This is a genomic window from Woronichinia naegeliana WA131 (genome assembly GCA_025370055.1).
GTDB classification, from domain to species: Bacteria; Cyanobacteriota; Cyanobacteriia; order Cyanobacteriales; family Microcystaceae; genus Woronichinia; species Woronichinia naegeliana.
This window is the reverse complement of the sequence record CP073041.1, coordinates 7007403-7028112: the sequence shown is the minus strand read 5'-3', so window position 1 is coordinate 7028112 and position 20710 is coordinate 7007403. Positions and strand designations below refer to the sequence as shown.

Genomic DNA, 20710 nt, shown 5'->3' with positions numbered 1-20710 from the left:
AAGTATGTTTTTTAAGCTTGATTCCCCGTCAATATCATCTATTCGGGCTAAGTTTCTAATTGAAAAGCTAAACGAGCTTTCAAACTGCTTCACTTCAATCAATCTCTGTGCTACAGGAAGAACAGGAAGCGGAAAAACAACTCTAGGCAATCGACTTATTGGAGTTGATTATTTCATGCCGTCTACAGGAGAACAAGATTGTACCGATGAAGTCAATCTTGTTGAATTTCCTAATGGGTTAAAGTACTTCGATCTTCCAGGTGTTGCTAGTAAAGGAAAGTTGGAAAACTATAATCGTGCTGCTCTTGGTATTGAGCAGAGAGGGAAGCTTCAGAAAGTAGATGATTTAATTCTTTCACAATATAGCATCGGTAGTGAACCTATTAAAAACACCTTTACTGTCTCAGAATTTAGACATAGGCAAATACTTGAGCCTGACTTAATTCTGTATCTGATTGCCCCAGATAAGCAGTTCTTAGACGTGGACTGTCTCTATCTTGGAGACTTACTAAGTCGATACAGTCAGATTATTTATGTGTTCAATATATTTGCTGACAAACAAACTGGCACTATATATGCAACCGAACAAAATATCAAAGATGTTGCTACGAGAATTAAAGAAGTCCATAATTTTGTTCTTGGTGAAGATAACCAGCCAATCATTATTCCTGTTAGTTGCTGGACAGGTGAAGTTATTTCAGATCTAGTATTATATTCCTGCGAGGTGCTAGGTAATGAGAAGGGAGAATTATTTAAGGGGTTAATTAGTTATCAACAGCAAAAAACTCCAAACGAATATGTTCATCAGGTTAAAAAAATGCTTGTTGATGTATTTGCTTATGCAAGTTGTCAGAAGCCAGAAGATAGTTATACCTGCGATCAGTCTATTCATGAAGCCTGTTATAATCTTTTAGAATTTCTTGTAGATCTAAAATTTCAATCTAACAATTTATCTAATCAAACGCATAGCTGGATTAAAAGAACAATTGATGGGGTGCGACCTTTAGTTGATAAAAGCTGTTGTAATCAGGGTTCTACAGGGAACCCATATTGATCAAGTTTTGCCCAAAATTGACTCCATCGTTCCTTGGTCAATACCAAAGCTCGTAGGCTCAAAATAATTCCTGCTCCTTTTTCCTTCCATCGCATCCCTGAACAACATAATCGTTGTTTGACCAACGTCTTACAAGCTGCTTCCGTAACACCTGAACCAATCGGATACTTTTTCTCTATGTATTCAGCATAATCCATTTGATGCTGATGATTCTCGTAATAAGTAATCGCCGCTTGTAGTTTCTCGGTAAGATTCTTAGAATGACTTTTTTCTTCTTTGACTTCTTTCATCAGATTTAGCAGTTCTCCTGCTTTTCCTTTTTCATGCTTGAGTTCTCGACAATTTTCAGTCAACCATTCTTTTTGTTTTGACACGGTATTCGGATGCAACGCTTCTGCCAAGGCACCTAAGTAACCAGAGGCATGATAGAAATCTAATATCTGTTCTTCCGTTTGCTTTTCTAAAAACTTCCAATTTGATTCTGCCCCGTCTGCTATCCCGACCAATGTTGCCTCTGGATAACGGTTTTTCGCTCGCTCAATTTCTCTTTCTAATCTTTCTAGAAAACTCTTTTTTCCATACTCTGGTGCCGCACCTAGATAGATTGTATGTTGACGTTCGCCTTCACTATCGTATAGGGAAACGGTTCCCACCATTGCTTCACGGTAGCCATCCTCACACATCAGCATACAGGTTCCATCTAATCCTATTCCCACTGTTGCAATTTGGCTATCCTCCTTGGGCGGGGCATAACTCCACGCTTCTTCTTTTGCCTGTACCACACTTCCTACTGCTTCACTCAATCTTTGGATATAGGATAGCGCTACTTTTCTACCATGATTTTCTAATAAATCATTTTTCACCTCTTTGCCTGCCATCCCTGACATTTTTGAGGATACCTGTTTTGCCAATAATGGCGTTGATGTTATGATTATCCTTGCTTCTCTTTCTAAGGGGCAATACGTTTTTCCTCAAAGGTGAACGCTGATATACATGACGATTCACTATAACCTCACCATAAGGTGTTTGATATTCTTTCGGTTGCTCTCCCTTACTCTTCCAGATTTCTTCACCGATTTTTAAGGGTGAACCATCTGTATCTAAATATTTCAAGGCTTCTTTGCTGGCGATGCAACCTACTTCGTTTAAGCCTTTTTGAATATTTATTTCTGTATCCAACATTGAACGACTGAGTTCTAATGTTAGTTCTATTTTTATCTTTGAACCCTCTACATTAATTAGTTTTGCTGTCATCATTGTTTCCTCTTTGTCACTTTTCATCCCATGTTAACACTTTTCTTTTCCTTCATCAACTAAAGGTCACACCCAATTGATGGGGTGCGACCTTTAGTTGATAAAAGCTGTTGTAATCAGGGTTCTACAGGGAACCCATATTGATCAAGTTTTGCCCAAAATTGACTCCATCGTTCCTTGGTCAATACCAAAGCTCGTAGGCTCAAAATAATTCCTGCTCCTTTTTCCTTCCATCGCATCCCTGAACAACATAATCGTTGTTTGACCAACGTCTTACAAGCTGCTTCCGTAACACCTGAACCAATCGGATACTTTTTCTCTAAGTATTCAGCATAATCCATTTGATGCTGATGATTCTCGTAATAAGTAATCGCCGCTTGTAGTTTCTCGGTAAGATTCTTAGAATGACTTTTTTCTTCTTTGACTTCTTTCATCAGATTTAGCAGTTCTCCTGCTTTTCCTTTTTCATGCTTGAGTTCTCGACAATTTTCAGTCAACCATTCTTTTTGTTTTGACACTGTATTCGGATGCAACGCTTCTGCCAAGGCACCTAAGTAACCAGAGGCATGATAGAAATCTAATATCTGTTCTTCCGTTTGCTTTTCTAAAAACTTCCAATTTGATTCTGCCCCGTCTGCTATCCCGACCAATGTTGCCTCTGGATAACGTTTTTTCGCTCGCTCAATTTCTCTTTCTAATCTTTCTAGAAAACTCTTTTTTCCATACTCTGGTGCCGCACCTAGATAGATTGTATGTTGACGTTCTCCCTCACTATCGTATAGGGAAACGGTTCCCACCATTGCTTCACGGTAGCCATCCTCACACATCAGCATACAGGTTCCATCTAATCCTATTCCCACTGTTGCAATTTGGCTATCCTCCTTGGGCGGGGCATAACTCCACGCTTCTTCTTTTGCCTGTACCACACTTCCTACTGCTTCACTCAATCTTTGGATATAGGATAGCGCTACTTTTCTACCATGATTTTCTAATAAATCATTTTTCACCTCTTTGCCTGCCATCCCTGACATTTTTGAGGATACCTGTTTTGCCAATAATGGCGTTGATGTTATGATTATCCTTGCTTCTCTTTCTAAGGGGCAATACGTTTTTCCTCCTACTGAACGCTGATATACATGACGATTCACTATAACCTCACCATAAGGTGTTTGATATTCTTTCGGTTGCTCTCCCTTACTCTTCCAGATTTCTTCACCGATTTTTAAGGGTGAACCATCTGTATCTAAATATTTCAAGGCTTCTTTGCTGGCGATGCAACCTACTTCGTTTAAGCCTTTTTGAATATTTATTTCTGTATCCAACATTGAACGACTTAGTTCTAATGTTAGTTCTATTTTTATCTTTGAACCCTCTACATTAATTAGTTTTGCTGTCATCATTGTTTCCTCTTTGTCACTTTTCATCTCATGTTAACACTTTTCTTTTCCTTCATCAACTAAAAGTCGCACCCCTCTGGTGCCGCACCTAGATAGATTGTATGTTGACGTTCGCCTTCACTATCGTATAGGGAAACGGTTCCCACCATTGCTTCACGGTAGCCATCCTCACACATCAGCATACAGGTTCCATCTAATCCTATTCCCACTGTTGCAATTTGGCTATCCTCCTTGGGCGGGGCATAACTCCACGCTTCTTCTTTTGCCTGTACCACACTTCCTACTGCTTCACTCAATCTTTGGATATAGGATAGCGCTACTTTTCTACCATGATTTTCTAATAAATCATTTTTCACCTCTTTGCCTGCCATCCCTGACATTTTTGAGGATACCTGTTTTGCCAATAATGGCGTTGATGTTATGATTATCCTTGCTTCTCTTTCTAAGGGGCAATACGTTTTTCCTCAAAGGTGAACGCTGATATACATGACGATTCACTATAACCTCACCATAAGGTGTTTGATATTCTTTCGGTTGCTCTCCCTTACTCTTCCAGATTTCTTCACCGATTTTTAAGGGTGAACCATCTGTATCTAAATATTTCAAGGCTTCTTTGCTGGCGATGCAACCTACTTCGTTTAAGCCTTTTTGAATATTTATTTCTGTATCCAACATTGAACGACTGAGTTCTAATGTTAGTTCTATTTTTATCTTTGAACCCTCTACATTAATTAGTTTTGCTGTCATCATTGTTTCCTCTTTGTCACTTTTCATCCCATGTTAACACTTTTCTTTTCCTTCATCAACTAAAGGTCACACCCCAGCCAATTCAAATTCAGCGCAAGTTACAAGCTGGCTAGAGTCCAGAATGGAGCAATTACTTCCCACTTCGTTTGATGAAATTTTCAAAAGTTTGACTCTGTAGTACAATCGCCGATCTCGTAGTGCGATCGCCGATCTGTAGTTTGGGTTAAGGAACGTAAACCCACTAGGGGAAATGATAACCTCATTGTGGGTTACTGTGTGCCAACTCAAGTTCTATCACCGATCTTGCAATAGAATTGTAACTCTATTTTTGGCTAATTTGTCGAGTTACTGAGATCGCTTTCTCTGATGAAGTGCGATCGCACTGTTTCCCTCGAACATTATCTGAGTTTAGCCTGATTGATTCAGTCAGTTGAGAGGAAAGTTGTTCTTTCGCTTATCAAACAACTATTCTATTTCTGCTTCGCTTTCTAACACTTCCTGTAGTTGTGGTACTAAGCTTGGTAAATCTTCTTGAATTGTTGCCCAAACTCTACTTAAATTAACTTGAAAATATTCGTGAGTTGCAATATTTCTCATTCCTCCCATCAAACGCCAAGGAATAAGAGGATAGCGAGATTGAATTTCCTGCGATACATTTCTAGTTGCTTCTCCAATAATTATGAAATCATAGAGAACCGCTTTGACAGTTGTTTGATTCCTAGCAAATTGCTCAAACGTTATTCCCTTTGTACATTGTTCAATTTCACTGATAGATTCTAAAACATCTTGAAGGCGAAGTCGCCAATCTCTAGAAGGCATTGATGACATCCTCCAACACAGGTTCTCGTAAATGTTCTCTTAAGGCATCCTGAGTTCCTAAATCCACAGAACACCCCAGAATATCTTCTAAATAATACTGTACTTGCAGAAGTTGAAAAAAACCACCTTGTTGATTAAATTCCACTAACAAATCCACATCACTATCGGGACTAGCTTCATCCCGTGCCACTGAACCAAATAAAGTAAGAGATTTTACTCCCCGTCTCTGCAACGCTTCTCGGTGTGCCGCTAGAATTGCCAGTACCTCATCTCGTTTCATCGGATGTTTCCTTGAACCTGATGTCAATATTATAGCCCTGTAGGTGAAATCCTCAAGCGCAAACTAAAATCTCCTACAAACCATCAATGAAAAAAGAGCGATCGCCCCTTAATTCACTCAGTTGAAAGGACAATTTTTCTCCCTCGCTTATCAAGTCAACTATTCTATCTTTACTTCGCCATCTAATACTTCTTGTAGTTGTGGCACTAAGGTAGGTAAATCTTCTTGAATTGTTGCCCAAACTCTACTTAAATTAATTTGAAAATATTCGTGAGTTGCAATATTTCTCATTCCCCCCATCAAACGCCAAGGAATAAGAGGATAGCGAGATTGAATTTCCTTCGATACATTTCTAGTGGCTTCTCCAATAATGATGAAATCATAGAGAACCGCTTTGACAGTTGTTTGATTCCTAGCAAATTGCTCAAACGTTATTCCCTTTGTACGTTGTTCAATTTCACTGATAGATTCTAAAATATCTCTTGCTGTAAAATTTTCGTTGATTACATCTGACGCGAGCTCGAAAGCCCTATCGTACCGTTTCACAGGATAATCTATCAACGAATTATTTACAGGTAGAAAGACTTTAGGATCAAGAGGATTTAAGCTGTAAGGCTTGATCAATTTGTTGATACAATGACTCCAAATCCCCTGAATTATCTAAAATGACATCGGCTTTTGCCATCTTTTCTGCTAAGGGAAGCTGATTATGAATGCGCGCGATCGCCTGCTCAGTGGTTAACTGATTGCGACTCATCAGACGTTGTTTTTGCTGATCAAGAGAACAATAAACGACCCAAATTTCTGTGACTAAATGGGTTAAGTCCACTTCAAATAAGAGGGGAATAGCAAGAATTATTGTCGGATCTCGATAGTATAATAAAAATTTCTCAAACTGTTGCCCCACATAGGGATGGATCTGGGCTTCTAACCAGGCTTTTTCCGTCGCATCTTGAAAAATAATCTCTCCTAACTTACCGCGATCTAATTCCCCATTACTTTGTAAAATAGCAGGACTATAGCGGGCTACTATCTGAGCTAAGATGGGCGAATCTTTTAGTACAGCTTCCTTGGCATAAACATCTGCATCCAAAATCGGGAATTGATAGGTTTGGGCTAGATAGTGGGAAACCGTACTTTTGCCGGTGGCAATTCCCCCTGTTAGACCAATTAGCCGTCGTTTTTGGTTCACTTACACCTCTTAACTCGCTAAAATATAAAAATAGAACAAGATTTAAGATTAGAGGATTGTGGGAATTTTCCCTAGTTGAAGATGGCTCTCTTTTATCATTTTCCGTCCTCTGGTTAATTTACATAACTATAATTCTGCAATAACAACGCGATCGCCGTTCAACTTCCTAAACATAAAAAGCGATCGCCGTTTAACCTCTTTACCCACAAAAAGCGATCGCCGTTCAACTTCCTAAACATAAAAAGCGATCGCCGTTCAACTTCCTAAACATAAAAAGCGATCGCCGTTTAACTTTTCTCCCCAGAAAAAGCGATCGCACCTTCAACTTTTAACACCAGAATTACTCCAAAGTCCTTCAAAATTGGGGGATTTAGGGGGCTTTCCCCCAGAATTGGGAAATTCAGAGGGCATTACTTTTGCAAAGGCTTGGCAAATTTCCGTTTAGCCCAAAGCCCCAAACCAAAAAGAACGGTGCTACCAATAACAGGAAGAGCATCCGTTTCCCAAGGAACAGCAACAACAGAACTAGGAACACTATTAATGGCTTCCCTTGCATTCACTGGCACGCCGTTAATAGTTGCCGCAAATGATGTTACGGAACCCAACGAACCAGAAACAGGAAAGCTACCTTGTACAAGGGATGTGACATCTGTTGATGTTCCTGTTAAGGAAGTCACGAAACTCAAGCGAACGAATTGGTAATTATCGGTATTAAAATCTGAGCCGTTGAGTGCCAATATTAGTTGACTCGCGTCGGAGATTAGTCCCGATGAACCACTTATGGAAACAAAGCTTGAAGTAGTGTCGTAAGTTTTATTAAACGTTGTATTTAGTGAGTTTGCAATGCTAATATTCCAGTTGGTGTAAGTGTTAGGGTTATAATCAAACGAACCAGTGAGATTACCACCATCAGCTAATTTTCCAGTAACATTGTACAAAATAGCCTGGGCAGGTTGGGAAAGCAGGTTCAGTCCCATAAGCATTACCCCCCCCATTGCTGACGTTTTGATAAGTTTCGCTAATGCCATGATGGGTTCCTCAATTTGTACATAGCTTTTGAAGTCGAACTTTATAAGTATTATAAAATATTTTCCTGTTCTGTCAATGGAGTTTATGGATTTATAATTGCCATTATCGAAAACTTCCAGTAAGTTTAGAATGATAATGATCGCCTTTCTTTGTGATTAACTTAAACATTCACTTTCAATATTCAGGTAAAGACAGGTTATTCCCAGATTTTTTGAGTCAGCAATAAGTTTATTTTTGCGGAAAAAACATATTCGTCTGGAAAAAGAGAATTGTACTCAATCCGAACATTTTCTAATGCTTCTTGATAACAGTTAGGAATGATCTCTAACAAATAGGAATGTAAGCTAGGAGAATCATCTAAAATATCCTGTAACTTAGATTGGGTGCGTTTAATCGTCAGCTCCCATCCTCGATAACACTCATTGAGTGGCACATAGCGACGTTTGAGGGCGTGTTCAAAGAGAGTAATGAGACGATGTTTGATTTCACGGCGATCGCTACGGGTCAAGCCTTCTATTTCCTCAATCAGATGTTCCCAGTCCAAGTTTTCCGTGTTTTTTGCCTTTAGTTTTTGAACTGTATCCTTCACCCACAGGGAAAAATCCTGTTCGTAGAGAGTTTGAGTAATGCTCTGATTCATAGTATTTATTCTATGCAAGAATAGGTTTTGAGGTTGAATCTTGCAAGATTGCAAATCATTTTTCCGTCCTCTGATTAATTTTAACAAAAATGCGATCGCCGTTTAACCTGAGAAAAAAAGCGATCGGCGAAGAATGTCTGCCAAAACAGAAAACCCAATTAGCTATTCCGACTTACGGGCTGCGGGGGGGGCGGGTAGGCCATTATCATTGCTCACTGAAGGGGAAGAGGATTGAGCACTTGACTGATGACGACGAGAACGACGAGGGGAAGAAGAATCATTGCTGGCAGTCTCTACTGAACGGCGACGGCGACGACGAGTACTACTAGAGTTATTATTATTGCTATTACTATCAGCATTGGCTGTCTCAAGAGAACGACGACGACGGGAACGACGACGGGAACGACTAGTATCGTCCGTGCTATTCAACTGACTAGTATTACCTGACGGGGCTGAAGGAATAGCCAGGGCGATAATCTTATGTCCTTTCAATGGTTCAGCTTTAATCGTTGGTTTACGATTCTCTAGGTTTTTAGGCAGAGGGGGAAAATACTTAACGGGCATACCTTTAACTGCCTCTCGCATAAAATTCCCCCAGATGAGAGCCGAGGTTGCACTGGCCCCTTTGGTGGGCTGACCATTATCATTCCCAAGCCATACCCCTGTTACCAACTGAGGAATATAGCCGATAAACCATAGATCTCTCGCTTTGTCTGAAGTCCCTGTTTTACCAGCAACCTGGCGATCGCTGAGTTGGGCTGGCCGGCCAGTTCCCGATGTCACCACACTTCGCATCAACGAGATCATAATCGCAGTACTATCTGGATCAAGGGCCACTTGGGATTGGAGTTTGTTTTGGTAAATGACCGATCCTTTAGCATCTAAAACTTGCTGAATCGCAAACGGTCTAACATGAACTCCCTTATTCGGAAAAGTTGTATAGGCACTGGTCATTTCTAAGGGGGTGACTTCCCAGGCTCCCAGGGCAAGAGAATAGGTTGGCTCTAACTTAGACTCAATTCCCATTTTGCGAGCTAAATTAATAACGGGATTCCAACCCACATCCATGAGCAATCTAACCGCGACCACATTGACCGAATTGGTGAGGGCCTGCCGCAAGGACATTTGCTCGCCTGTGTATTTGTCGCCATAGTTTTCGGGAGTGTAACCGCGAATGGTAAAAGGAGCATTGAGGTAGGTCTTGTTAGGAGAAATCCCAGAGGCGATCGCGGCGGAATAAAGGATTGGTTTAAAAGTAGAACCTGGTTGACGTTTGGCCTGGGTAACGCGATTAAATTGATTTTTTTCGTAGTCTTTACCACCCACCATCGCTTTAATAGCCCCAGTTTTCGGATCAATGGAGACCAAGGCCGCTTGAGAAAAGCGTTGCCACTGACCTGAATTCTTCACTTCCTCCGTTAAAATGCGTTGGGCTGCCTGCTGCCAGGGATAATTAAGGGTGGTGATCACCGTTACCCCTCCTTTTTTCAGATCCGCTTCGGAAATATGCTTGGGTAATTGTTGGAGAATATAGTCTGTAAAGTAGGGCGCATTCCGTTCAAAGCGTTTGAGCGGACTGGGTTTAACCACTAACGGTTCGGCGATCGCCTTGTCCATTTGGGCCTGGGTAATAAAGCCCACATCCTGCATTTTCCGCAGAACTTCATTGCGGCGTTGGGTGGCGGTCTCTTTATTTTCAAGGGGAGAATACAAACTAGGAGCCGGAACCACACCCGCTAAAGTGGCGACCTGGGTCAGGGTAAGTTGATCAGGTGTTTTACTAAAGTAGGCCCAAGCCGCATCGGCCACCCCATAGGCTCCAGACCCTAAATAAACCAAGTTTAAATATCGTTCTAGAATTTGTTCTTTGGAGAATTTTTCTTCAATTTTTTGAGCCAGTCGGAGTTCTCGGATCTTGCGCCCAAAGTTACGATCTTGATTTAAAAAGACTTGACGGGCTAACTGTTGGGTAATGGTACTGCCCCCTTCCCTAACCTCTCCCGCTTGCAAGTTAGAAAACAACGCTCTGGTAATACCTTGTAAATCAACGCCTCGGTGTTCATTAAAACGACGGTCTTCGCTGGCAATAAAGGCTTGTTTGACCAAGAGGGGAATAGCCCCCACTTTTAACTGATCATGACTGACGGGCCCAATTTCTTGCAGTACTTTGCCATCTTTGGCCTTGATGGTTAATGTCCCTGGTTGAGCATAGGTCAGAACATTGTCAATATTTTCCTGGGTATTTTTCTCTAGACTATAAATTCCCCAACTAAGGGCGATCGCGCCGCTACTAGCTCCCAGACCCATACCGACTAGCAACCAGAAACGCGGATGTTGTCGAACTTGCTGTAACCCTGAACCGATGGGAGCAAGAGCCGTTGATACTTTATTCAGTAGAGCATTGGGCTGAGGAGAACGTCTGCGTCTTCTACTTCTAGGGGATTTACTGGGACTGACAGGCGTAGTCGGCTCAGTTGGTGAGGAACTAGGCTCCGTCGTTAAAATCACCCTGGGTTCGGTGGGAATGTCTTGAGGCGATACCGTCACCATCACCCTGCGTCGAGACCCTTCTCCTTCTGCTTCACCATAGGTAAGATTTTGGATAATCACTTGACCCGTTGTCGGATTGGCTGATGTCAGACTGGGGTCTATCTTCTCCTCCGTTATATCTGGAGAATGCTCAGTTTCATCTGCAACGTTGGCATCGGGGGGAGTTTGATCAAGCTGCTCCGCCAGAGAACGGAGAACTTGACTCGTTTTTCGCTTCAGTTGACGGGTGAACTGTTTAAACACGGGTACTTTATGACTACAACTTCAGGGCAAGGATTAAAGTCCTAGGATACACCCCAGACTATCTTTTTTTCTAAATAGTTTCATTGTAGAAGAGGAGTCTAAGAAAATGGCTTGCGGAGAGGAATGTATCAACGAAGGTGAATGTCTGAGAAAAAAAATGTTGAAAAGCCGTTCTGGGTTGCCTATGATTTAATGTAATTACCTGGCGTTTTGTGATTGTTTTCTGTATTGTTGCAAGTTTAAAAAAGAGAAACTGACTTAATAAGCAAGATTTTAGCCAATTTTACTAAAAACCATGCAATTACTCACCCACAAATTTACGACCGAACAGTTCCACCAAATGGGGGAAGCTCAAATCTTTCCGCCGAGCGATCGCCTAGAACTCATCGAAGGAGAAGTGATTACCATGTCGCCCATTGGTTTTCGTCATGCTTTTGTTATTAACTATTTGGGTAATTGGTTCCCGCGTCAACTGGGTGAACGAGCCATTATCAGTATTCAAAATCCTATCCGGCTAGATCCTCATTCGGAGCCCCAACCCGATTTAGTAATACTTAAACCCCGTGAAGATTTCTATGCTCATCAACTGCCTCAAGCTCAGGATGTCTTACTTTTGATCGAAGTGGCTGATTCTAGCCTCAGTTATGATCGAGAAATTAAAGTTCCGCTTTACGCCAAACATCGTATTAATGAAGTCTGGCTCTTCAACTTGAATCAAGCTCAGTTAGAAGTCTATCGCTCTCCTCAAGAGGGCTACTATCAAGATCAGACTATTTTGATTGCACCCCAAACCCTCACTCCTCTTGCTTTTCCCGAATTAGAGATTACCTTAACCCGTATTTTGAACTAAAAAATATTGCCGCGATCGTCTTTCTCTCCTACCCCAAAAATCATGCAATTACTCACCCACAAATTTACGACCGAACAGTTCCACCAAATGGGGGAAGCTCAGATCTTTCCGCCGAGCGATCGCCTAGAACTCATCGAAGGAGAAGTGATTACCATGTCACCCATTGGTTTTCGTCATGCGGCAACGATTAACCGTTTATTGGATCAGTTTTTGACTCTCCAACTCCAAAAAAGAACAATTATTAGTATTCAAAATTCTCTGCGGCTAGCTCCTCATTCTGAACCCCAACCCGATTTAGTGTTGCTTAAACCTCGTGAAGACTTTTATGCTCATCAACTGCCCCAAGCCCAGGATGTCTTGCTTTTGATCGAAGTGGCTGATTCTAGCCTCAGTTATGATCGAGAAATTAAAATTCCGCTTTACGCTAAGCATCGTATTAATGAAGTCTGGCTCGTCAATTTGAATCAAGCTCAGTTAGAAGTCTATCACTCTCCTCAAGAGGGCTACTATCAAGATCAGACTATTTTGACTGCACCCCAAACCCTCACTTCCCTCGCTTTTCCCGAATTAGAGATTACCTTAACCCGTATTTTGAACTAAAAAATATTGCCGCGATCGCCGTTGCCATCAAAATCTGAAGGGAGAAGGAGGAAGCAAGGCAGATCCTCTCCTTGAGAAAAAGAAATAATAAAAATTAGGAGATACTCTAAAAGTACCTCCTGGTGAGAAAATAAATAGCCTAGATGATAGTCTGTCTAGACCTAATCCTCCTCACCGTCAACACCAATCTGTTTGAGATGAATATGCTTATAACCGAGTTTAATCTCGAACTCATCCCCTGAGACCAAGCCCATTTGCTCTGTATAGGTAGAGCCAATGACAATTTGACCATTTTTATGGACACTCACACGGAATGTCGGTTCACGTCCCCGACCATCTTTGATGCCACCTGGATCGAGGGGAACTCCCTTTGCTGCAAGGACAGCATCATAGAAGTCTGTCAAATTGACACGGACTTGTCCGTCTTTTGAAGTTGAGTAATAACCACAGCTTCTTGCGGTTTCACGGCGGGGTAATTGTGATAGCTCTTTCACTTTTTGTAAGAGAGCTTTGCCAGTTAATGGGGTAGTTTGCTCGAACATAAGGCTCAAATCTTCCTAGCTTTTTAGAGAGGGATTTTCAAATCCATCGAAAATTGATCTTGATCAAAATATAGCACTAAATCTTAACGACAAACCATTTTTTGATCAAAAATTTAGGAAGATAAGATTCTGTCTGGGAAGCAACAAATAATGTGGAAGTCTAACTTTCAGGACTTTTTGGGAGGGGATGATTGGCCGTGATTATCACTTTTGGGTCGCTGAATTTGCGTTTAAGATCGGAGAAAATTGACCCTTACCTCGTTAACCTCTAGGGATTAAGTATTTGTACGAACCCTGATCCTCCCTAAGAATACTTAAACGGTTATCCTTTCTTCTTTACAGCGCGATCGCGTCGCCTTATTTTATAATCGTCAGTTGATCGTTGGTTTTCTGGGGAGCAAGATTTACTCTCTGCTTTCGTCCTAGTCGCTAGACAGTGCTTTAGACTATTAATAGATATACAGTCCTGTTCTCCGTCATCGATTGTCATGCAAGTTCAACTTAAGGTTTTACGCCAGAGCCATCATGGTCATCCCTACAGCCAAACCTATCTCTTAGAGGTAGAAGCAGGAACCACCCTCCTGGACTGTCTCAATCGCATTAAATGGGAACAGGATGGAACCTTGACCTTTCGGAAAAATTGTCGTAACACCATCTGTGGCAGTTGTAGCGTTCGCATTAATGGTCGTTCGGCTCTTGCCTGTAAGGAAAATGTTGGCAATGAGTTAAAACAATTTGGGCATCAATCAGAAAATGGTATCCCTGTGATTACAATCGCCCCTTTAGGAAACTTGCCCGTTGTCAAAGATTTAGTCGTCGATATGCAGCCCTTTTGGGATGATCTAGAAGCGGTTGATCCCTACGTGAGCAGTCAAGGGCGGGCTATTCCTGAGCGAGAATTTTTACAAACGGTGGCAGAACGGGAACAACTTAATCAGATGGGCAATTGTATTTTGTGTGGGGCCTGCTATTCCGAATGTAATGGGAAGGTTGCTAATCCCAATTTTGTTGGCCCCCATGCCCTGGCCAAGGCTCAACGTCTATTAGGCGATTCACGGGATAGCCAAACTGAAGAGCGTTTAGAGCATTATACAGACGGAACCCAGGGAGTCTGGGGTTGTACCCGTTGCTATCTCTGCAACACGGTTTGTCCGATGGAGGTGGCTCCGATGGATCAGATTGGCAAAATTAAACAGCAAATTCTAGACCGCAAGGATGCCCAAAGCAGTCGTTCTATTCGTCACCGCAAAGTTCTCATCGATTTGGTTAAAGCCGGTGGTTGGGTAGATGAACGCAAGTTTGGTATCTACGTTGTGGGTAATTATTTTCGGGATCTCAAGGGCATTAGCAGTATTTTGCCCCTGGGTTTGCGGATGTTAACCAGTCGCAAGTTTCCCACTTCCTTTGAACCTTCAGACGGTACAGCCCAGGTGCGATCGCTGATCGAAGCCGTACAAGCCGATACTCATGGCCAGGTTTAAAATTTATCTTGCTGTAAATTTTCCGTTGATTATGCCTGATGTTATCGCAGAAGTCTTATCATCCCTTTTCACAGGAAAAGCTATCAAAGAATTATTTACCAGAAAAATGGGTAAAAGCCTCGCCCTTCTAGGGCGACTTCCAGATCAACTTAATGTTTTATCTGCAATCTTTTGTGATAAACTAGGGGAATGATAGTCAGAGAAGCCAAACTACTGAACGGAGCAAAAGAGCAATACCAGTCTCTTGATGAAGCTATCCGTACCGCGCAATTTATCAGGAATAAAGCGGTCGGGTATTGGATGGATAATCAAGGGGTAGGTAAAGCCGATTTGTATGTGCTATGCAAAGAATTAGCCAAGGAATTTCCTTTTGCGAAGAAGTTAAATTCGGCGGCTAGACAGGCTAGTGCGGAACGGGCTTGGGCTTCTATCTCTAGCTTCTACAGTCGTTGCAGAAAAGGAGAAAAGAAGAAAGGCTATCCCCAGTTTAAAAAACATTGTCGCTCTGTAGAATATAAAGTCTCAGGATGGAAACTATCTGATGATTGCATGAAAATTGCTTTCACTGATGGTTTTAATGCTGGTTCCTTTTCCCTATATTGCAACAAAGAAACGAGAGAAGACCTGTTTCGGCTAAAGATTAATCGAGTTCGAGTAGTCAGAAGAGCAGATGGGTATTATGCTCAGTTCTGCTTTGACGCTGACCGCAAAGAACAAGGGGAATATACCGGTAATGTTGTTGGTTTGGATTTGGGATTAAAATATTTCACCAAAGACCAAAACGATAATGCTGTAATCTATCCCCAGTTCTTAAGAAAATCTGAGCGTAAACTAAAAAAGGCTCAGAAACGATTAAGCAAAAAATTCGTGAAAGGGGCTAAACCCCAATCCAATAACTACCATAAAGCACGAAAAAGACTGGGTAAAACCCATCTTAAAATTCAACGCCAACGGAAAGATTGGGCAATTAAGCAAGCCCGAAACGTGGTGGCATCTAACGATGTCGTGGTGTATGAAGATTTAAAGGTGTCGAATATGGTCAAGAATCATTCTTTGGCTAAGTCAATTTCTGATGCTAGTTGGTATCAATTCACCCAATGGTTAGACTACTACGGGAAAATCTGGGACAAAGCAGTGGTGGCGGTTTCACCTCACTACACTTCTCAAGATTGTTCTAATTGTGGTCATCGGGCGAAAAAGTCATTGAGTACCAGGACTCATTCTTGTCCCAATTGTGGAATAGAGATTTGTCGTGATACAAATGCGGCAATTAATATCCTCAAAAAAGGGATGGGGATTTTGGGAAGGTCATGGCAAAACAGTACCTTTGGGCAAAAGGAATCTGCCTCGGAAGAGGGAAAGCATAGGGAGAGAACCACCTCTATCATTGAAGGGAAACCAACAATCGTAAGTGGATCTCTGTGAACTATGAATAAGAATCCCCCGTCGTTCACGCAGGGGAGTATGTCAACTATACCCGATAAAGATTAAAAGGCAAAGACTGTCCGAATGGTTCCTAACACCAAAGTGCCATTGCGATCATCATTATTCGCATTGGTCACCACAACAATACCAGGCGTAATTTGAATATGGTCATTAATAACATACTGATAGAAGGCTTCAAAGTGCCAGGAAGTATTTTGATCCTGAGCCGCAAGTCCATTGCCCAAAATTACATTAGAACTGGCAACCCAGGGCTGCATTCCAACTACAATTCCCGCTAAATTCCCTTCCTTAAATAAATCAGGAAAGCCCAAGGTCACAGCCCAATTCCAAATATCTAGTCCGCCTCGACTTACCTGAGCCTCTAAGTTACCTAAAACCTGGGCATTGGTATAACCCCCCCAGCCGCCGAGGACAAACTGGTCTGCGAGGGGCCAACTAAAGACCAGACCGTAGGAATTGTCTGAGACAGGAACCGCCTCTCCAAACTCCGCTTCAGTAAAAGCCCGGAAATTGGCGCGATCGCTGCCTGTAAAAGTATCAACAGTATTGTAACCATGACGATAAACCAAGGCTATACCGCCCTTGCCGTCCTGGGGAACATAACCCACCTGGGTGATCGCCCCATAACTACCATTAAATAACCCCTCCCCCGAACTAGGACTGTTAGAAGTTGGGGCCAAATAACCGCCGCTAAATTGCAAATCCCCCCAATTTCCTTGTAAACCAATACCGCCTCCTTCCGCACCGTAATAGATGGGGCTACGGGTGGCAAACTTCGATAAAGCTCCAAAATTACCGTCTCCATCTAGGACATTAAGAGTGTTATTAAAATCATCTAAAGCCCCAAAGCCCTCTACCCAAACCGTGAGATTTTCAGCAGCAGGAAAACGGTAATAAACCTGTTCAACTCCCACTTCATTATTTTGGGGTTGAGCAAAACCCAAAGTTGCCTGAAATGTACCTGTCTCTTCGAGAAAATCCGATTGATTGCCTGTTGATAATCGTGTAAACAGCAAATCTTCCCCTGTAAAACTGGTATTAAATTCTAAGCGGGTGCGATAGCCCAGGGCGGGGACTTGGGGAATAGCTTCGGTGCCGTTGTTTTTATCTCCCGATGCGATGCCTGTTAACCCTAAAACCGTTGCTCCTGTTAATTTAGTCGTCGTCGAAAAACGATGGTCTTCTAAATAAGCCGTACGAGCTTCCAAGTTATCTACCCTGGCCCCCAAACCAGCTAATTCTTGTTCAAAATTTTGAGCCAAAGCCTTAAGTTTATTTAGGTCTTCCCGCAAAACCGCCACATTTTCCTGTAGTAATCTTTCAATGGTATTCAAACAGGCATTTAATCCTGCTGCAAATTCCCAACGACTTAAAGCACGGTTGCCGCGAAAGGTGCGATCGGGATAACCGACAATACAGCCATATCGTTCCACTAAACTTTTCAAGCTCTCGTAGGCCCAATCTGCCGGTTGCACGTCTCGCAATTCAGAAACGTTGGTCACTTGGGATAATCCCTGATTCGACGATTGATTATCCAGTATTCCATCTAGGCCAGGTTTAGCCACAAGAATGGGTTTTTTAAGGGTTTGGGCCTGTAGCGTTGGGACAGGAAATATCCCGAAAGAAAGAGCGATCGCCAAACTTGCTTGGATAAAAATTCTCATGATTATTTCTTCCTCAATCAAAGCTATTTTTAAAAGTAGGGTAATCGTAATCAATATTAAGATTTCTGACCACAGACGTTCGGTCAAAGCCAACCCTAATATTTTGTTTTTATACTTTAGAAATAGAGTGGTTCCGATTAACTACTCTATGGGTGGCGGCAATCCGCGGAATGTAGGCTAAATTCTTATCTAAAACCTTTGCCTCGCATTTGCTGTTTCCACATCAACAGTTCTCCCTGCTGTCCAGCCGTTATTAGGGCAGTTCCCTGATGATTCCATGCCAGAGCAGAAAAACCTTTGGACACCCCTTGAAGTCTTTGAGCAAGCCTATTTGCCTGATGCCACAGAAAGATCCAGCCATCATCAGAGGCAGAAGCCAATAAACGGGAACCTGGCTGAAAGGCGATCGCTGTCACTGTGCCATAATGTTGCTCAAGTACAGTGGCACTCCAGTCAATGGATGAATTAGCCTCCCTCCGCCAGATGACAACTCCATCTGCGCTAGTAGATGCCAGAATCGGTCTATCTCTTGTTGATGCTGGTGTTGACCAGGCAAGCTGACGAACTTTACCAGGAAACCCCTGCATTCGCCAGGGATAGGGATTTCCCGATTCCCAGACCAATAAGGAGCGATCATTATTTCCAGATGCCAAATAAATGCCATCGGGGGACCAGGTGATCGCCTCACTCGCACCTCCCGTTTCCCGAAGTGTCGGATCATCATCCCAGTTTTGTCGATGCCAGGTTTTCACATTTTGGTTGCCACTCACTGTCAGAAGCTCACCGTTAGGATGCCATGTTAGATCTAAGACAGAAGAATTTTCAAAGTTGAGGGTGGTGACGATGGTTTGGCTTAAAGCATCCCACACCTGGACATGGCGACCGAAACTAAAGGCCAACTCTGGATATTTAGGATTCCATTGCAGGCGATCAAGCCATGCGTGGGGATAGGTCAATTGACTGATAACCCGGAGAGATCTCTCCCCAATTTGCCAGATCATTATTGTTCCTGATTGTCCCGCTGCTGCTAAAAAATTACCGTCAGGGGAAATCGATAGGGCATCTACAGATTGTCCCCAGGCAGGCTGTAGGACAGTAGGAGTGCCAGTATTGGCATTGTATAGCACCACTTCCCCCGCCGCAGAACCAGCCGCCAAGCGATTGTCGTCGGGAGTCCAAGCGAGTACGGTAACATAGTCCGAAAGCATCCCCTGCCATGAAAGGTGCAGTAAATCTTGTGTTCTAGCTCTTGGCATTGCTCTCATTCCAGGATTTATGCTGTCACTAAACAGGCTCTAAAGCTTTCTGCTAAGTCCATCTGATCTAGATTGCGACCGATAAACACCAATTCATTTTTGCGGGTTTCATTGGGCCGCCAAGGACGATCCTGGTTGCCATCAAAGAGCATATGAACACCCTGAAAAACAAAGCGACAATCTTCGCCTGCCATATTAAGGATGCCTTTCATGCGAAAAATATCGCTACCCTGGTTCCGCAAGAGTTCGCCAAGCCATTGATTGAGTTTCTCGCCGTCTAGAGCCCCTGCCTCTACTAGAGCAATGGAGCGGACGGTTTGATCGTGCTCATGGGCGATTTCATTGAGAAAATCAGGGTCAATTTGCAAAGCATTATTCAGGTCAAAGGCTTGGATACCCAAAATGGCATCCATTTCGATTTGGGCATCTCGGGTGCGATAGAGCTTGGCGATCGCATTTATGCTGCGGATGCGCTGTTCGAGTTCTCTTAGTTCTGCTTCCTTTACTAGATCGATCTTGTTTAACAAAATCACATCGGCAAAGGCAATCTGCTCGAGGGCTTCATCAGCCTCCCAATGCCGCCAAATATGGTGGGCATCCACTACCGTTACCACCGCATCCAAATGGGTTTGAGTCTGCACCTCATCATCCACAAAAAAGGTCTGAATCACGGGAGCAGGGTCTGCTAGTCCCGTGGTTTCAATCACCAGGTGATCAAATTTATCCCGACGCTTCATCAGGTTGGCGATAATCCGAATCAAATCCCCGCGCACGGTACAGCAAATGCAGCCGTTGTTCATCTCAAAAATTTCTTCGTCGGCATCTACCACCAACTGGTTGTCAATGCCTACTTCGCCAAATTCATTGACAATTACTGCAACCTTCTTGCCGTGTTCGTGGGTGAGGATTCGGTTTAACAGGGTAGTCTTTCCAGCCCCCAAGTACCCCGTCAGTACGGTAACGGGTACCGTTAAGCAATCGACAGTGGCAACCATAAATAACTTCCGAAGATTATTTTTAGAATGATAATCATTATCATAATGAATTAAGCTTTTTAATGCAATCCTTTATTCCTTTTCGAGCAATCCATTCATGAATGATTCCACACCCATGCGATCATCCCTCAGGCCGTCAGCATTGCCTCCGCTAGTTGATATTGCCATTGTGGGGGCCGGCCCCCAAGCCCTAACCCTAGTGACCCACCTGCTACAAAAGAAAAAATCCATGCGAGACCGTTTTGTCGTGCTGGATCCATCGGGAGATTGGCTACAGCAATGGCAGCACCAGTTTGCAGCCCATGAGATTCTCCATTTGAGATCGCCGGCGGTGCATCATCACCGATCCCAATCCCCATGCCCTTCTGAGTTTTGCCGAGTCGCGCTCTCAGCAACTATTTCCCCCCTACGACCTGCCGAGGACGCAGCTATTTCAAGACTTTTGCTGGGATGTCATTCGTCGTTGGAAGTTGCAGGAGCGGGTGATTGCTACACAGGTACAGAAGATCGAACCGTTCTATCACCAGTGTTTGCGGAGGTTTGGAAGGACATCGTTATCGTGAGTCGATGCTCTTGATCAAATCCATATTGGGAAAGTTGTTAGCTAATATTATGTGCTTCACAGATGGCCAGTTAGTGGCGAATTTTCTCTGGATTGATCTCTCGCCTAA

21 protein-coding genes and 1 pseudogene are annotated in these 20710 nt (G+C 42.9%); 7 read left to right on the top strand and 15 right to left on the bottom strand.

Annotated elements, in window-relative coordinates:
- Nucleotides 1-4 precede the first annotated feature (4 nt).
- The gene (locus KA717_35720) at nucleotides 5-1054 is read left to right on the top strand and encodes a GTPase domain-containing protein (GenBank protein ID UXE60777.1); all 1050 of its coding nucleotides are present in this window, start codon (nucleotides 5-7) and stop codon (nucleotides 1052-1054) included.
- Here the strand turns inward: KA717_35720 and KA717_35715 are convergent.
- From KA717_35715 to KA717_35665, 11 genes and pseudogenes are all read right to left on the bottom strand, one after another.
- A pseudogene (locus KA717_35715) lies at nucleotides 1027-2308 on the bottom strand (ISKra4 family transposase). The gene KA717_35720 and the pseudogene KA717_35715 sit on opposite strands and share 28 nt — an antisense overlap.
- A gap of 116 nt (nucleotides 2309-2424) precedes the next feature.
- Nucleotides 2425-3705: an ISKra4 family transposase gene (locus tag KA717_35710; protein ID UXE64880.1), complete on the bottom strand. Its 1281-nt coding sequence runs from the start codon at nucleotides 3703-3705 to the stop codon at nucleotides 2425-2427.
- Nucleotides 3706-3764: 59 nt separating this feature from the next.
- Nucleotides 3765-4085, bottom strand: a complete 321-nt coding sequence (locus KA717_35705; protein UXE60776.1) for a hypothetical protein — start codon at nucleotides 4083-4085, stop codon at nucleotides 3765-3767.
- Nucleotides 4051-4479, bottom strand: a complete 429-nt coding sequence (locus tag KA717_35700) for a hypothetical protein (GenBank protein ID UXE60775.1) — start codon at nucleotides 4477-4479, stop codon at nucleotides 4051-4053. Before KA717_35700 ends, KA717_35705 begins: the two co-directional genes overlap by 35 nt.
- A 438-nt stretch (nucleotides 4480-4917) precedes the next feature.
- Nucleotides 4918-5271: a DUF86 domain-containing protein gene (locus tag KA717_35695; GenBank protein UXE60774.1), complete on the bottom strand. Its 354-nt coding sequence runs from the start codon at nucleotides 5269-5271 to the stop codon at nucleotides 4918-4920.
- The gene (locus KA717_35690; protein UXE60773.1) at nucleotides 5261-5551 is read right to left on the bottom strand and encodes a nucleotidyltransferase family protein; all 291 of its coding nucleotides are present in this window, start codon (nucleotides 5549-5551) and stop codon (nucleotides 5261-5263) included. The genes KA717_35695 and KA717_35690 overlap by 11 nt, the downstream gene beginning before the upstream one ends.
- A 159-nt stretch (nucleotides 5552-5710) precedes the next feature.
- Nucleotides 5711-6175, bottom strand: a complete 465-nt coding sequence (locus KA717_35685; protein UXE60772.1) for a DUF86 domain-containing protein — start codon at nucleotides 6173-6175, stop codon at nucleotides 5711-5713.
- Nucleotides 6144-6743: a dephospho-CoA kinase gene (coaE, locus tag KA717_35680; protein ID UXE60771.1), complete on the bottom strand. Its 600-nt coding sequence runs from the start codon at nucleotides 6741-6743 to the stop codon at nucleotides 6144-6146. The genes KA717_35685 and coaE overlap by 32 nt, the downstream gene beginning before the upstream one ends.
- A gap of 410 nt (nucleotides 6744-7153) precedes the next feature.
- Entirely contained in the window at nucleotides 7154-7771 is a 618-nt protein-coding gene (locus KA717_35675; GenBank protein UXE60770.1) for a hypothetical protein, read from the bottom strand.
- A 197-nt stretch (nucleotides 7772-7968) separates the two neighbouring features.
- Nucleotides 7969-8361 carry a DUF29 domain-containing protein gene (locus KA717_35670; GenBank protein ID UXE60769.1) on the bottom strand — a complete coding sequence of 131 codons (393 nt, stop codon included), beginning with the start codon at nucleotides 8359-8361 and terminating at the stop codon, nucleotides 7969-7971.
- A gap of 213 nt (nucleotides 8362-8574) precedes the next feature.
- Entirely contained in the window at nucleotides 8575-11205 is a 2631-nt protein-coding gene (locus KA717_35665; GenBank protein UXE60768.1) for a penicillin-binding protein 1A, read from the bottom strand.
- A gap of 340 nt (nucleotides 11206-11545) precedes the next feature.
- Between KA717_35665 and KA717_35660 the strand changes: the two genes are divergently transcribed.
- Nucleotides 11546-12055, top strand: a complete 510-nt coding sequence (locus tag KA717_35660; GenBank protein UXE60767.1) for a Uma2 family endonuclease — start codon at nucleotides 11546-11548, stop codon at nucleotides 12053-12055.
- A gap of 87 nt (nucleotides 12056-12142) precedes the next feature.
- Nucleotides 12143-12655, top strand: coding sequence for a Uma2 family endonuclease (locus tag KA717_35655; protein ID UXE60766.1), 513 nt, complete (start codon nucleotides 12143-12145; stop codon nucleotides 12653-12655).
- A 161-nt stretch (nucleotides 12656-12816) separates the two neighbouring features.
- Here KA717_35655 and KA717_35650 read toward each other — a convergent pair whose 3' ends face one another.
- Entirely contained in the window at nucleotides 12817-13197 is a 381-nt protein-coding gene (locus tag KA717_35650; protein ID UXE60765.1) for an AbrB family transcriptional regulator, read from the bottom strand.
- A gap of 488 nt (nucleotides 13198-13685) precedes the next feature.
- Here KA717_35650 and KA717_35645 point away from each other — a divergent pair, with 488 nt between their 5' ends.
- The 3 genes from KA717_35645 to KA717_35635 are packed head-to-tail and all read left to right on the top strand — an operon-like array spanning nucleotide 13686 to nucleotide 16103.
- Entirely contained in the window at nucleotides 13686-14678 is a 993-nt protein-coding gene (locus tag KA717_35645) for a succinate dehydrogenase/fumarate reductase iron-sulfur subunit (GenBank protein UXE60764.1), read from the top strand.
- 31 nt (nucleotides 14679-14709) lie between these two features.
- Nucleotides 14710-14871 (top strand): hypothetical protein, encoded by a 162-nt coding sequence (locus KA717_35640; GenBank protein UXE60763.1) that lies wholly within the window; start codon nucleotides 14710-14712, stop codon nucleotides 14869-14871.
- Nucleotides 14868-16103 (top strand): transposase, encoded by a 1236-nt coding sequence (locus tag KA717_35635; protein ID UXE60762.1) that lies wholly within the window; start codon nucleotides 14868-14870, stop codon nucleotides 16101-16103. Before KA717_35640 ends, KA717_35635 begins: the two co-directional genes overlap by 4 nt.
- A 62-nt stretch (nucleotides 16104-16165) precedes the next feature.
- Here KA717_35635 and KA717_35630 read toward each other — a convergent pair whose 3' ends face one another.
- The 3 genes from KA717_35630 to KA717_35620 all read right to left on the bottom strand — a co-directional run bounded on the left by KA717_35630 (nucleotide 16166) and on the right by KA717_35620 (nucleotide 20039).
- Nucleotides 16166-17788, bottom strand: coding sequence for an iron uptake porin (locus KA717_35630; GenBank protein ID UXE60761.1), 1623 nt, complete (start codon nucleotides 17786-17788; stop codon nucleotides 16166-16168).
- 185 nt (nucleotides 17789-17973) lie between these two features.
- Complete coding sequence (locus tag KA717_35625; GenBank protein ID UXE60760.1) at nucleotides 17974-18996, bottom strand: hypothetical protein; 1023 nt, start codon at nucleotides 18994-18996, stop codon at nucleotides 17974-17976.
- 65 nt (nucleotides 18997-19061) lie between these two features.
- A complete protein-coding gene (locus tag KA717_35620) occupies nucleotides 19062-20039 on the bottom strand; it encodes a GTP-binding protein (protein UXE60759.1) in 978 nt (325 codons plus the stop codon).
- Between the two features lie 115 nt (nucleotides 20040-20154).
- Between KA717_35620 and KA717_35615 the strand changes: the two genes are divergently transcribed.
- Nucleotides 20155-20616 (top strand): lysine N(6)-hydroxylase/L-ornithine N(5)-oxygenase family protein, encoded by a 462-nt coding sequence (locus KA717_35615; protein ID UXE64879.1) that lies wholly within the window; start codon nucleotides 20155-20157, stop codon nucleotides 20614-20616.
- Nucleotides 20617-20710: the final 94 nt, after the last annotated feature.

Bases quoted from the DNA above. Each gene is read 5' to 3' on its own strand.
- KA717_35720 (UXE60777.1), top strand. From the start codon at position 5: ATGTTTTTTAAGCTTGATTCCCCGTCAATATCATCTATTCGGGCTAAG.
- KA717_35710 (UXE64880.1), bottom strand. From the start codon at position 3,705: ATGACAGCAAAACTAATTAATGTAGAGGGTTCAAAGATAAAAATAGAA.
- KA717_35705 (UXE60776.1), bottom strand. From the start codon at position 4,085: ATGTCAGGGATGGCAGGCAAAGAGGTGAAAAATGATTTATTAGAAAAT.
- KA717_35700 (UXE60775.1), bottom strand. From the start codon at position 4,479: ATGAAAAGTGACAAAGAGGAAACAATGATGACAGCAAAACTAATTAAT.
- KA717_35695 (UXE60774.1), bottom strand. From the start codon at position 5,271: ATGCCTTCTAGAGATTGGCGACTTCGCCTTCAAGATGTTTTAGAATCT.
- KA717_35690 (UXE60773.1), bottom strand. From the start codon at position 5,551: ATGAAACGAGATGAGGTACTGGCAATTCTAGCGGCACACCGAGAAGCG.
- KA717_35675 (UXE60770.1), bottom strand. From the start codon at position 7,771: ATGGCATTAGCGAAACTTATCAAAACGTCAGCAATGGGGGGGGTAATG.
- KA717_35660 (UXE60767.1), top strand. From the start codon at position 11,546: ATGGGGGAAGCTCAAATCTTTCCGCCGAGCGATCGCCTAGAACTCATC.
- KA717_35655 (UXE60766.1), top strand. From the start codon at position 12,143: ATGGGGGAAGCTCAGATCTTTCCGCCGAGCGATCGCCTAGAACTCATC.
- KA717_35650 (UXE60765.1), bottom strand. From the start codon at position 13,197: ATGTTCGAGCAAACTACCCCATTAACTGGCAAAGCTCTCTTACAAAAA.
- KA717_35645 (UXE60764.1), top strand. From the start codon at position 13,686: ATGCAAGTTCAACTTAAGGTTTTACGCCAGAGCCATCATGGTCATCCC.
- KA717_35640 (UXE60763.1), top strand. From the start codon at position 14,710: ATGCCTGATGTTATCGCAGAAGTCTTATCATCCCTTTTCACAGGAAAA.
- KA717_35635 (UXE60762.1), top strand. From the start codon at position 14,868: ATGATAGTCAGAGAAGCCAAACTACTGAACGGAGCAAAAGAGCAATAC.
- KA717_35630 (UXE60761.1), bottom strand. From the start codon at position 17,788: ATGAGAATTTTTATCCAAGCAAGTTTGGCGATCGCTCTTTCTTTCGGG.
- KA717_35625 (UXE60760.1), bottom strand. From the start codon at position 18,996: ATGCTTTCGGACTATGTTACCGTACTCGCTTGGACTCCCGACGACAAT.
- KA717_35620 (UXE60759.1), bottom strand. From the start codon at position 20,039: ATGGTTGCCACTGTCGATTGCTTAACGGTACCCGTTACCGTACTGACG.
- KA717_35615 (UXE64879.1), top strand. From the start codon at position 20,155: ATGCGATCATCCCTCAGGCCGTCAGCATTGCCTCCGCTAGTTGATATT.